9 protein-coding genes are annotated in these 13,084 nt (G+C 59.9%); 2 read left to right on the top strand and 7 right to left on the bottom strand.

Annotation, left to right across the window (positions count from 1 at the left end; genetic code table 11):
- Positions 1-31 precede the first annotated feature (31 nt).
- Positions 32-847 (bottom strand): helix-turn-helix transcriptional regulator, encoded by an 816-nt coding sequence (locus tag AC1DQM_RS02170; RefSeq protein WP_477745785.1) that lies wholly within the window; start codon positions 845-847, stop codon positions 32-34.
- Positions 848-1,126: 279 nt separating this feature from the next.
- Here AC1DQM_RS02170 and AC1DQM_RS02165 point away from each other — a divergent pair, with 279 nt between their 5' ends.
- Complete coding sequence (locus AC1DQM_RS02165) at positions 1,127-1,402, top strand: DUF1652 domain-containing protein (protein WP_018926009.1); 276 nt, start codon at positions 1,127-1,129, stop codon at positions 1,400-1,402.
- 187 nt (positions 1,403-1,589) lie between these two features.
- Here the strand turns inward: AC1DQM_RS02165 and AC1DQM_RS02160 are convergent, their stop codons facing one another.
- The 3 genes from AC1DQM_RS02160 to AC1DQM_RS02150 form a co-directional block, all read right to left on the bottom strand.
- On the bottom strand, positions 1,590-2,771 hold the full coding sequence (locus AC1DQM_RS02160) for a cystathionine gamma-synthase (RefSeq protein ID WP_477745784.1): 1,182 nt from the start codon (positions 2,769-2,771) through the stop codon (positions 1,590-1,592).
- On the bottom strand, positions 2,768-4,144 hold the full coding sequence (locus AC1DQM_RS02155) for a pyridoxal-phosphate dependent enzyme (protein ID WP_064618027.1): 1,377 nt from the start codon (positions 4,142-4,144) through the stop codon (positions 2,768-2,770). The genes AC1DQM_RS02160 and AC1DQM_RS02155 overlap by 4 nt, the downstream gene beginning before the upstream one ends.
- Positions 4,145-4,407: 263 nt before the next feature.
- A complete protein-coding gene (locus AC1DQM_RS02150; RefSeq protein ID WP_111453389.1) occupies positions 4,408-6,882 on the bottom strand; it encodes a UvrD-helicase domain-containing protein in 2,475 nt (824 codons plus the stop codon).
- 281 nt (positions 6,883-7,163) lie between these two features.
- On the opposite strand from AC1DQM_RS02150, the gene AC1DQM_RS02145 reads away from it, so the two are divergent.
- Positions 7,164-7,859 (top strand): pirin family protein, encoded by a 696-nt coding sequence (locus AC1DQM_RS02145; RefSeq protein ID WP_258668486.1) that lies wholly within the window; start codon positions 7,164-7,166, stop codon positions 7,857-7,859.
- 245 nt (positions 7,860-8,104) lie between these two features.
- Here AC1DQM_RS02145 and pgm read toward each other — a convergent pair whose 3' ends face one another.
- The 3 genes from pgm to AC1DQM_RS02130 all read right to left on the bottom strand — a co-directional run bounded on the left by pgm (position 8,105) and on the right by AC1DQM_RS02130 (position 12,820).
- Positions 8,105-9,751 (bottom strand): phosphoglucomutase (alpha-D-glucose-1,6-bisphosphate-dependent), encoded by a 1,647-nt coding sequence (gene pgm, locus AC1DQM_RS02140; RefSeq protein WP_138867588.1) that lies wholly within the window; start codon positions 9,749-9,751, stop codon positions 8,105-8,107.
- Positions 9,752-9,861: 110 nt separating this feature from the next.
- Positions 9,862-11,262: an aminotransferase-like domain-containing protein gene (locus AC1DQM_RS02135; RefSeq protein ID WP_064618032.1), complete on the bottom strand. Its 1,401-nt coding sequence runs from the start codon at positions 11,260-11,262 to the stop codon at positions 9,862-9,864.
- Between the two features lie 67 nt (positions 11,263-11,329).
- Positions 11,330-12,820, bottom strand: a complete 1,491-nt coding sequence (locus AC1DQM_RS02130) for a hypothetical protein (RefSeq protein ID WP_477745783.1) — start codon at positions 12,818-12,820, stop codon at positions 11,330-11,332.
- Positions 12,821-13,084 lie beyond the last annotated feature (264 nt).

Below are 13,084 nucleotides of genomic sequence, written 5' to 3'. Positions count from 1 at the left end.
ACTTCGATGGCGTCGATCCTAGTGCGTGGGCTCAGGGGCCGTCTTGCGCGCGTGCATGCAAAGAAATTTGTTTGACGTAAGCCTTGGGCGACAGACCGGTGTGCTGGCGGAAACAGCTGTAAAACGCCGACAGCGAATTGAAGCCTGCGGCAAAGGCCAGCTCATCGATACGCAGTGGTGGAGTGGCACTGTCCAGTGCCGCGAGCAAATGCTGCAACCGCGCCTGATTGACGTAACGGTAGAAGCTTTGGCCGAGCACCTGGTTCAACAGGTAGGAAATCTGATTGCGGCTGTAACCGCACTCCTTCGCCACCCGTTGCAGGTCGAGTTCGGGATCCAGATACGGCTGCTGCCCCTGGAAATACTGCTGCAAGTCTTCGGCCATGAAACTCAGCTGTCGCGGTGACAACCCGAGCCGACTGACCGCCGGGCGCAGGCTGCGGGCGGCTTTGCCGGATGTTTGTTCATGTACAAGGGTGGCGTATTCATTGACCCGCCAGATCAGCCCGTCACGCACGGTGATCGCCTCGCTGGTCCGAAACGACACCAGCCCTTCACCGCCGCGAAGGGTGATGCGGTATTGAATGAACGCCGTGTTGCCATCCAGTCGAATACGGTCCGAGTGCTCCAGCGCCTCATCCGGATCCCGGGGCATACTGTCGCGCACGTAGTCGCGCAACGCATCCAGCCCCATCACGCGGTTCTGGAAAAAGTCGTTGTACTGAATGTCCGGGTGATAAAGCGCCATCACACCATCCAGATCCCGGTGCTTCCAGCGCAGGTGGTAACGCATGACCGTGTCGCCCGTGGCCTGGGTTTGCGACGGACCATCATCATCGGCGTGCATAGAGGACTCGACGAGAAAAAATCGAGCTTGCCGAAGTTCTGTCCGGGCTTCAATGACCAATGGGATGCCCGGCCCGGCAATGCTGGCCCTTGGCCGAGATGCCCGTATCTCATGACCTGCATCAAAAAAACTGAACCAATCGCTGAACGGTCTGAAAAAATCCACATGATTTTCACATCCGGGTGCTACTTTTAAAGACAGTCACCGGTTGAGCCATTGAAGGCTCTTCCCTCCTAACATGAGCTAAAGGAAGCGCTCGATGAAGAAGGTGGGCAACACATGAATCAAGGTTCATTCAGCAAGGTCACTTTTCCAAATGCCTGCCAGCTGATGCGCTGGCATTTTCATCCCATGGGTTTCGAAGCGACCATGGATGCACCGGGCAGCATGGTTGCTCGTCTATTCGACCGAGCCAGCGGCGAAACCATGATCGCCATTGCCGGCATTCCTTGTGCAACGGTCATGAACGCTGCCGATGTAGAGCGGATTATCGAAGCGGTCGAGGATGAGCTGGAAGCGTTCATTCCTCCGCAGACGCTCAGGAGTTATGCCTGACGGTCAGGACAAAGGCGCGGGACTATTGTGGCGAGGGGGCTTGCCCCCGTTGGGCTGCGCAGCGGCCCCAAAAAAACATTCACTGCGATCCTCCAGGTAAAACGCATCAACCGGATTTGCGACTGCTACGCAGCCGAACGGGGGCAAGCCCCCTCGCCACACAAGCCCGCTCCCACATGAATTGCGCTTAACTGATAGACATCAGGGCCTGGGCCAAATCGGCGCGTAGGTCTTCGACATCCTCCACCCCCACAGACAAACGCACCAGCGCATCGCTGATACCTAGCTGTGCGCGTGTTTCTGCGGGAATGGTGGCGTGAGTCATGATCGCCGGGTGCTCGATCAGGCTTTCCACCCCGCCCAGGCTCTCGGCCAAGGCAAAGATCCGCACACTCTCGAGAAAACGTCTGGCGCCCGTCAGGTCGCTGTTCAGCTCGACGGAAATCATCCCGCCGAACCCGCGCATCTGCCGCCGCGCCAATTCGTGCTGCGGGTGCGATGGCAGGCCCGGATAATACACGCGTGCCACTTGCGGCTGACGTTCCAGCCATTGCGCCAACTCCAGCGCGTTGCTGCAATGACGTTCCATGCGCAGCGCCAGGGTCTTCACCCCGCGCAAGGTGAGGAACGCGTCGAACGGCCCGGCGATCGCCCCCACTGCGTTCTGCAGAAAGCCCAGGCGCTCGGCCAGTTCTGCATTCTGCCCGACCACTGCGATGCCGCCGATCACGTCGGAATGACCGTTGAGGTACTTGGTGGTCGAGTGCAGCACGATATCAAAGCCCAATTCCAGAGGACGCTGGATCCACGGGCTGGCGAAGGTGTTGTCCGCCACGCAGATGATGCCGCGCTCGCGACAGATGCGTGCGACGGCGGCGAGGTCAGTGAGGCTGAGCAAAGGATTGCTCGGCGTCTCGACCCAGACCATCCGCGTGTCATGCTGCAGCGCCGCTTCGAAGGCCGCCAGGTTCGTCAGATCAACGAAGCTGAAGCGATGCCCCGCGCTGCGCCGGCGCACCCGTTCGAACAGACGGAAAGTCCCGCCGTACAAATCATTGCCAGAAACGATGTGCGCACCCGCGTCGAGCAATTCGAGCACAGTGGCGATCGCCGCCAGCCCGGAGGCGAAAGCGAACGCCTGGGTGCCGCCCTCAAGGTCCGCCACGCAACGCTCCAGGGCAAAGCGCGTCGGGTTGTGCGAACGCCCGTAATCGAAGCCCTTGTGCACACCGGGGCTCTGCTGCGCATAGGTGGAGTTGGCGTAAATCGGCGGCATCAGCGCCCCGGTGGCCGGGTCCGGCGTCTGTCCGGCATGGATCACACGGGTGGCAAAGCCCCGTGGCGCGGTGCTTTCATCGTGCTGACTCATGCCAGTGATCTCCGCAAGTGATTGAGCATGTCGACGCGGGTAATCAGGCCGTGGAAGCCCGAGGTGTCGGCGATGATCGCCACCAGCCCACGGTCGAGCACCGCCTCCAGTTCAGCAAGACTGGCGCCGGGAGGCAGGGTTTCGAGTTTGTCGGTCATCGCGCTGGTCACGGTCATGCGAAAGTGCGTGGCGTCTTCATGCACGCCAAACAGAATATCGGACTCGTCGATGACCCCGACCAGCCGCTGCCCGTCCACCAGCACCGGCAGTTGCGACACATCCGCCAGGCGCATGCGCTGGAAGGCGGTGAGCAAGGTGTCGTCCGGGCCGACGCTGACCACCCGGCCATCCTCGAAACGCCGCGCGATCAGGTCACGCAAATCGCCGTAGCGTTTGCGCGCAAGCAGGCCCTGATCGTTCATCCACTGGTCGTTGTAGATCTTCGACAGATAACGGGTGCCGGTGTCGCAAACGAAACTGACCACCCGCTTCGGCTCGGTTTGCTCGCGGCAATAGCGCAATGCCGCCGCCAGCAAGGTGCCCGTCGAAGAGCCGCCGAGAATGCCTTCGGCGCGCAGCAGCTGGCGGGCATGATCGAAGCTTTCCTCGTCGCTGATCGAATAGGCCTTGCGCACGCTGGAAAGGTCGGCAATCGACGGAATGAAGTCCTCGCCGATGCCCTCCACCGCCCAGGAACCGGGCGTACCGAGGGTGCCGCTGCGGCTGTATTCGGCCATCACCGAGCCGACCGGATCGGCCAGCACCATTTCCAGATTCGGTTGTACGCGCTGAAAGAAACGAGTCAGCCCGGTCAGCGTGCCGGCCGAACCGACACCGACCACGATGGCATCCACATCATGCTGAGTCTGCGCCCAGATCTCCGGCGCGGTGCTGCACTCGTGGGCCAGAGGATTGGCCGGGTTGTTGAACTGATCGGCGAAGAAGGCGTCGGGAATGTCCTTGGCCAGCCGCGCAGCGACGTCCTGGTAATAATCCGGATGCCCCTTGCCGACGTCGGAGCGGGTGATGTGCACTTCGGCGCCCATCGCCTTGAGGTGCAGGACCTTCTCGGTGGACATTTTGTCCGGCACCACCAACACCACCCGGTAACCCTTGGCGCGACCAACCAGTGCCAGCCCCAGACCGGTGTTGCCGGCGGTGGCCTCGACGATGGTACCGCCGGGGCGCAGGCGACCGTCGCGCTCGGCGGCGTCGATCATCGCCAGGCCGATGCGATCCTTGATCGAACCACCGGGGTTCTGCGATTCAAGCTTGAGGAACAGTGTGCATGGGCCGGTATCGAAGCGGCTGATACGCACCAGCGGCGTATTGCCGATCAGTTCGAGCACGGCGGGACGGGAGTTGTTCGGCATGTCGTCACCTCGCTACGGGTATCCGCACTGGATGGACAGCGACCTGAAGCGTGTCGAGCGCCTCGTCGCAATCAAAGCCTCGCTTGGACCATAGGCCGGGATCGCGCCCCTCGCAACTTTTGTGGCGAGGGAGCTTGCTCCCGCTTGAGTGCGCAGCGCTCACAAAAATCGGCAATGCTTGTCGCATTTTTGGGGCCGCTACGCAGCCCAGCGGGAGCAAGCTCCCTCGCCACAGGTTTTTTGACTCAAGACTCTCTTGAGGTTCAGGCCTGCACTTTTCCCTGACGGTGATCGGCAAAAAACGCCTTGCCCTTGCCGATCCGGTCGGAGGCCTTGGGCATATTCGCCGCCTGGGTATCCTGGCCATCGACATACCAGTAGCAATGGCTCACCGCCCGGGTGATGCCCACGTAGGCCAGACGCAGGATCTCGTCTTTCTGTGCGCTGTCGTAGGGCTCGCTGTCGCCGGCCTTGCCGAGCCCGGCCATGCGATAGACCTGGTTCTTGTAAGGCGAACTGGTCAGATGCTGGCAATCACCCAGCAGGAACACCGCATCAGCTTGCAGGCCCTTGGCGCTGTGATAGGTCAGTTGCTTGAGCCGTCGCGCGTCGTACGGCAAGCTAGAATCAACATTAACTACAGACTGAATATGCTCTTCTATCAATGACTTATCGCTACTTTTTCGATAAAGCATCAAGATTGAATCGCCTTTTCTGTAGTGCTCGATCAGGCGCTGGGCCATGCCCTGGTCATCCCGATCGAGGACGTTCACCGGCAGCAACGCCTTGGGTTCTCCGCTGGCCTTGGCCTTCTTGCCGGCGATTGCCGGTGCGGCGCGGACGATGTGCTCCGCCGCGTCGATGATGTGCTGATGGCTGCGGTAATTGTCGCTGAGCATCACCTTGGTTGTGCTCGGCGACGGGAACTCCTTGTTGAACTCCATGAAGTAGCTCGGCGAGCTGCCACGCCAGCCGTAAATCGATTGCCAGTCGTCCCCCACACACAGCAATGACGAACGTTGCGCCCCTCGCCCTACGTGCATGGCCGGGCCACGACTGCGGATCTCGGCCAGGCTGGCGCGAATCCAGGAAACGATCTGCGGCGACACGTCCTGGAACTCATCGATCATCAAGTGCGACATTGGCCTGAGCAGTTCATCGCCGAGCAACTTGAGATTCTCCGGTGAATGCTCGCTGAACAGGGCAAACATCCGGTTGTAGGTCATCACGGGTGGCGATTGATCCAGCAGATGATCTTCCAGCGCTCGCCAGAACAGGCTCAAGGCCTCGAAGAAGAATCGGTCCGGGTCATCTTTGGCGAAACTCATCTGGCCCACGGCATTGGGCACATCCAGGCCGAGGTTTTCGATAAACCCGGCTGCCGCGACAAAACAGTCCAGCAACGGCGCGGAAGCCAGCTCGCCCTTGACCTTGTAATCGAAGCCCGGCCCGGCGCTGGCGTCACCGGCAAGCGACGCCAAAACACGTTTTGAAGATTCGTAACTATCTAGCCATATCAATGGCTTACGACAGAAAGCTTGAAACAGGGTGCGCTTTACAGCCCATTCCGCACGCACGGTCAGCTTGGCATTCGGGCGACTGACCTGGGGATTTTCCCGAGGATCGAAACCCAGCACCACCCAGGCATCCAGCGCCGGAATATAACCGTGGCAATGGAAGGTCGAACCGTTGATGTCGAAGGTCTGACGATTCGGCTCGATGCCCTTGATCGGCCAGGCGCCGGCGCGAAACCACAGGTCCTCGATGGTGTCGCACAGCTCTTCATCGCGCTTGGCCGCCAGTTCAGTCACCGCCATGCGCTTTTGCACGTCCGGGTGATCGCGCTCCAGTTCCTTGAGCTGCAAGGCGTGACGAGACAACGGCTTGATCAATTCGCGGAAACGCTCATCGCGGGTATGCAGGCTGTGATAGCAGGCGTTGAGCTGCTGGCGCTGGGCGTCGTTGATTCGCAGGTCGAAGGGGTTGCTGTCGACCTCCTCATCGGTGCCCTGCACGCGAAAGCTGAGGTTTTCGAAGGCTTGCAGCCGTTCGAAACCCGGCAGGCTGCGCACCATTGGCAGGATCCGCGAATGAAAAGTACGCACCAGGTCCCGCGCTTCTTTGAAGCTGAGTGCCCGGCCCCACACGGCAAACAGTTCGATCAGCTTATTGATGAAGTCCTTGCGCGACTCGCGAGTGAAGGTCACCACGGTCATCGAGCTCAGCTCAAACCCCAGGTAATGGCTGAGCAGCAGGATACGCAACACCAGGGTGGTCGACTTGCCCGCGCCCGCGCCGGCGATCACCGAAGTCGACGGTGTGTCACTGAAGATCATTTTCCATTGGGCAGCGCTCGGCTGGGCATGCGCAGGCAGCAGTCGCGCCACGTCGGCCTTCATGCGCTTCTTCAGCTCGGCGCTCAATGGCAGGCGCCAATCGTCGAACAGGTTGTCATCGACGTTGGGCGGTCGATGCTCGGTGGAGCGCGAGTCGCGGATCAGCAGCACTTGCCGGCCTTCTTCCAGACCCTCGAGCTTGCCTTCCTTATAGCCGTATTCCACGCCAGCGCTGTGACCGCTGCGAAAACCGTCGGCTTGCCCGTGCAGCCAGGACGCACGGTGTTGCGCGCGCAAGCGGGTCAGGCCGTGGCCAAAGAACCGGGCGGCCAGACGTTTGAGCAAAGGCATCTCGGCCAGGGGACGAAGTTCGGGCGGAAGATCGGGTGTGTGTTGCGGCACGCAGGCGGACTCCAGTGTGTGAGGCTGTCGGGGGCTATGGTGTCTGCATTTGCCGTTGAGTTCTAGTGAAATGCTTACAGGTCATTGGCTTATGCGATGAAGTGAAGGCTGGATGAGAAAAATTCGAGATTATTCGGTATCAAATAATTCGATTGGATTGAGGCATTTTTTACGCTTTTTATCGATGGGTACCTGATGGATGATACTGACCATCAACCACCGGTTCTCGTTTGTGGCTCAGACGTTCTGCCCCCATGACGAACCTTTTTCAGGAGACGATCATGCTTGAACTCAGACCTTTCAACTCCCTGGGCGGCGCGCACCATGGCTGGCTGGATGCCCATCACCACTTTTCGTTCGCCGAGTACTACGACCCCAAACGCATGAACTGGGGCAACCTGCGGGTGTGGAACGATGATGTGATTGCCCCCGGCACCGGGTTCCCGCAACACCCGCACCGGGACATGGAAATCATCACCTACGTTCGTGAAGGCGCGATTACCCACCAGGACAACCTGGGCAACAAGGGCCGTACCGAAGCCGGTGATGTGCAGGTCATGAGCGCCGGCACCGGGATCGCCCACAGTGAATACAACCTGGAAGCGACCGAGACCCGGATCTTTCAGATCTGGATCATCCCCAACGAAACCGGTCTGGCACCGTCGTGGGGCGCCAAGCCCTTCCCCAAAGGCCAGCGCGAAGGCTTCGTGACCCTGGCCAGTGGCAAGGCCGGCGACGATCAAAGCCTGCGGATTCGCGCCGATGCACGTCTGGTGGCGGCCAACCTGAAAGCCGGGGAAACGGCTGAATATCGTCTGGACAGTGGCCGTCGCGCTTATCTGGTGCCAGCGACAGGAGCGATTGAAGTCAATGGCTTGCGCGCACAAGCTCGAGACGGGGTCGCGGTTGCCGATGAGCAAGTGTTGCGGGTGACCGCGATTGAGGACAGTGAAATCGTGTTGGTGGATTTGGCTTGATAAGGTAAATGCGCGACAAAAAAAGGGGCGACCGTTAATGGTCGCCCCTTTTTTATGTGTAGCCATTTTGGTGAGGGGATTTACCGTGGCGAGGGGGCTTGCCCCCGTTGGGTTGCGAAGCAGCCCCAAAACCAGCAAGCGCGGTGCATCAGGTACACCGCATGCAATGGTTTACGACTGCTTCGCAGCCGAACGGGGGCAAGCCCCCTCGCCACAGGCAAGCTCCCTCGCCACAGGGCCTTCAATCACTTCGCAGAAATTGCGCCATCTACCAGTGTCTGGGCCTCGGCCACCAGTTGTTTCAGGTGGTCATCACTGACAAAGCTTTCTGCGTAAATCTTGTAGATGTCCTCGGTGCCCGACGGCCGCGCCGCGAACCAGCCGTTCTCGGTCATGACTTTCAGACCGCCGATGGCCTGGTCGTTGCCCGGTGCATGGCTGAGGATGCTCTGGATCGCTTCGCCCGCCAGTTGAGTCGAAGTGACCTGGTCCGGCGACAATTTGCTCAGCAGTGCTTTCTGTTCAGGGTTGGCCTTGGCATCAACGCGTACCGAGAACGGCTCACCCAGTTCATCGGTCAACGCGCGATAGGCCTGGCTTGGATCACGGCCCGTGCGAGCGGTCATTTCAGCGGCCAGCAGCGCCGGAATCAAACCGTCCTTGTCGGTACTCCAGACACCGCCGTCCTTGCGCAGGAACGACGCACCGGCGCTTTCTTCACCGCCAAAACCCAGGGAGCCGTCGAACAGACCGTCGGCAAACCATTTGAAACCGACCGGCACTTCGTACAGACGACGGCCCAGGCGTTTGGCGACGCGATCGATCAAGCCGCTGCTGACCACGGTCTTACCCACGGCCGCATCGGCGCGCCACAGTGGACGGTTCTGGAACAGGTAGTCGATCGAGACCGCGAGGTAGTTGTTCGGCGCCAGCAAACCACCGGACGGGGTCACGATGCCATGACGGTCGTGGTCCGGGTCGCAGGCAAACGCCACGTCGAAACGCTCTTTCAGGCCGATCAGGCCTTGCATGGCATAGCTGGACGATGGGTCCATGCGGATCTGCCCGTCCCAGTCGACGGTCATGAAACGGAACGTTGCATCAACCTGTTTATTCACCACTTCCAGGTCCAGGCGGTAGTGCTCGGCAATCGCCGACCAGTAGCGCACCCCTGCTCCGCCCAGCGGATCGACACCCAGACGCAGCTTCGCATCGCGGATGGCGTCGAAGTCGATCACGTTGATCAGGTCAGCGACATAGGTGTTGAGGTAATCGTGACGATGGGTAGTGCTGGCCTTCAGGGCCTGCTCGTAGCTGATGCGTTTGACGCCGGCGAGCTTGGCTGCCAGCAACTCGTTGGCCTTGGCTTCGATCCACTTGGTGATGTGGGTATCGGCCGGGCCGCCGTTGGTTGGGTTGTACTTGTAGCCACCGCTTTGCGGCGGGTTGTGGGACGGCGTGATGACAATGCCGTCCGCCAGGCCTGAAGTGCGCCCGCGGTTGTAGCAAAGAATCGCATGGGAAATGGCCGGCGTCGGGGTGTACTCGTCGCCTTCGGCGATCATCACCGTGACACCGTTCGCCGCCAGCACTTCCAGGGCACTGGCACCGGCCGGCGTGGACAGTGCGTGGGTGTCGATCCCGACGAACAGCGGGCCATCGATGCCCTGGGCCTCGCGATACAGGCAGATCGCCTGGCTGATGGCCAGGACATGCCATTCGTTGAAACTCAAGTCGAACGAGCTACCTCGGTGTCCGGACGTGCCGAAGGCAACGCGCTGGGTAGAAATGGCTGCATCGGGCTGGCCGGTGTAATAGGCCGTTACCAGTCGCGGGATGTCGACCAACAGTTCTGCCGGTGCCGGTTTGCCCGCAAAAGGACTGAGTGTCATGCAAAACCTCTGAGAGAGAGTGGTTCGGGATAGGAGCGCAGTTTACTGACAGTTTGGCCGTTGCGCGACGTTATCGAATGTCAGGTTCCGAGGAGCTCTGCCACCTCGGCTCAATCGATCGATTCCAGACGCAAGGCATCCCCCAGTAGCCCCAGTGCAGCGACGAGCTCGTGGTCGCCACCGAATGTATGACTCAGGCGCAAGTGCTGCGCGTGCAGGCCCTGCAAACTGAACAACTCCCCCGGTGCGATGACCACTTGCTGCTTGAGCAGTCTCTGGAACACTCGATGTACATTGACCTGGCGCAACGAGCGAATCCATACCGTCGCCCCGCCCTGGGGCTCGACGAAATGCAGCGATTCCGGCAGACGCTCCTGGAGCAGTTGGGTCATCAGCACCATGCGTTCCTTGAGCAGTCGACGCAACACCAGCAGGTGTTGATCGATTCGTCCGTTGCTGTACAGCCGCGCGATGGCTTTCTGACGAATCAGCGACAAACGGAATGCCCGCAGCAGAAAGTGCCGTTGCAGTTCGGCACGCAGTTGTCGCGAAAGCAGGTAACCAAAGGGTGCCTCCGAGCCGATGATTTTCTCGAAAGTGGAAAACACGATCAGCCGATCAGGGTCCACCAGGTCGCGAAACCGCAAGCCGCTCGGCTCGAATTCGAGCTCGCCGTAACAATCGTTTTCCAACACCCAACAGCCATGCCGTCCCAGCAGTTGCGCAGTGGACTGCCGGTTGTCGTCAGGCGCCACGCTCCCGCGCGGCATGTTCAGTCCTGATGAAAGCATCATCAGTCGCACCCGCCCGGTCTCGAGCAGCTCTCTCAGCTGTTCGAGATCCAGGCCACCACAGGCTTGCAGCGGCAGCTCGACAACCTGCACGTCGGCGTCCTGGAACAAGCGCAGAATCACCCAGTCGCACGGCGACTCGACCACCACCACCGAATCTTTGAGCTCAAGAACGGCGATCAATATTTCAAGTACGCCGCGCATATCTGCGCCGATATAGACATCATCGGCATGCCAGCAGCGTGTCGGCGAAGTGGTGTAGCGTGCCGCAAGGGCCGTGCGCAGTTCCAGCTCGCCGCAGGGTTGTGAAGACGGTTGTGGCTGGCGCGGATACTGGCGCAGCAATTCTCTCTCCAGCAACAACAACGGGCTGTCCAGGGGTTGTAACAACGCCGGTTCATCGGCGCTCAACACCAGCATGCCGGGGCGCCTGGCGTTGACATAGACCGTTTCGAGCAGGTCTTTACCGCTGCCGGGAAGACCGATAGAAGACACCGGCAGTGCGTAATAGCCTGACTTGGCAACCGAATAGATGCGTCCTTCCTTCTCAAGCAGCGAATAGGCGTATTGAATGGTCGAGATCGACACACTCAAACGATCCGCCAACTGCCGCAATGAGGGCAGGCGCACTCGCACGTCACTGCCCGGTTCATTGATCAGATTGTTCAGGTAGCGGTACACCGCCTGGTACGCGAAATCGGAATCTCGTGATCCTTTCATGGGTGATGACCGAACACGCTACGAACGTCATGACGCACTCTTGATGCATCCGCCAAACCAGGAACATTCACTGGCCCATCGACCATTCGCCAGTCACTGCTGTTTCATTCTCGGGGTCCATGTCTTCGACTTGCACGCCCGCGTCGCCGCTTTCCGTGTCTGGCACCCTACCCTCATCCCGAACCACCGGCCTCATGCGGTAAAGCGTACCGATCAGGCTGACCGGTAACCCGCTGACATCCACCATCCACTGCAGAACCTGCTCGGGTGCCGGACCGCCCTGCATCGCCCGGTGCAATTCCGGCAGCGCTACCAGCATGCCGGGATGGCATTGACGAAGAAAATGCTCCAGGGCCGCGCCGTTATCGACAAACGGGGCGAACAGCAGGCACACCAGTTGGGCTTCACTCAAACCGAGATTTTTTTGTGCCTCGGCTGTCGCCAATCCGCGCTGATCGGCCATGGTCAGCGGATTGCCGAAGGTCTCCACTGCCTGCTCGCAAAAGCGCTCGGGCAATTGTTTACGACGCATCATCACCAACGCCCGCTGCAGGTATTCGCTGACCCCCTCTTCGTAGGTGCGACCGTGTACAAAGCGCGCTTGCAAGCCGCGAAGGTGCGCGGATATCGACGGACTGACATGGTCGTTATCACTGAGTTGAGCCGTCAGTTCGTCAGGTTGGAAGCCGAGGAAGTCAGTGAGCAGCGGCCAGCGCTCTTCCAGGTTGCTGACCAGCATGTCGTGGATGTCGATGAAGGTCGTGCGACGGCAGGCCTCAAAGCGCTCGGCAGGACGCCACGCAGCCTGAGCAGAGTCGGGATAAAACTCGCGATAGCAGTCGCTGCCCAGTTCATCGAGCCGCGCGAACAATCCCTCGTAGCCCGTTTCATGGCGGCTCGTCGGCGCAAGCCCGGCCTTGGCTGCGGCACGGTTCAAACCCTCGATAAACTGCGCCTGCCGACGGGGTGAATCGCTGCTGACCATGACATCGACGCCGTTGTCCCAGCGGGCAATTTGTCCATAAAAATCACCTGTGGCCAGGTACCCGTCGTCCCACAACTCAAGCGGCCCGTTCCAGGCCCGACGGTGCCCGACCATCAGCAGGTTGAGCCGATTCGACTCGCGGCCGGCATCGGAGATTGGCGCCAAGTGATTGAACGGCAGGACCTCACGATTATCGACCATCAACATTTCGACCCGGGGATCGTCGTAGAGAAACAATGCACTGCTGCTGCGATGGATGTTTTCCAGTGCTGTCGCAGCCGTACCATTCAAGCGCAAAGTGGCCACTCGCAGCTGAAACGTCGCCGGTGCCCGACCGGCGATACTCAGTTGCGCGGCGCGCAGCAGCGCCAGTGTGTAGCAGCTGTCACGGGACCCGGACTGGATCGCCAACACCTTGTAATCGCCGATACGCTCCATACCTCCAGCCGACACCACCAGGCGCTGAATCATCAGTTGCAATGCCGTGCGCTCGGCGCGAGAGAAAAAGCTCAGCAAGCGCTGCAGTACTTGTTGATAAACATAATTCATTGCCTGTTCATGGGTATGGGTCATCATTGTTTACCTGTTACTCATAAGTTCGACGCCACGCAAACAATTACATGCACTGCGCGACGGATTGCCTGTCATGAATGGGGTGCCGGGGTTGTTATCAAATGCTAGCACTTAAGCATTTTGTAATTATTTGAAATGGTTGCATGTCTCGAGAACCCCAAACAGGGCAATACCGCCGCAACGCCAGGCAGGACGGGTGTTTTTCGGCCCCGAGCGATGTCCTAGGAAATTTCCGACAACATCCCACAGACGTGTAATACAAGA

It is taken from the genome of Pseudomonas sp. 01L34 (assembly GCF_056400265.1).
This window is presented reverse-complemented; position numbering and strand designations above follow the sequence as displayed.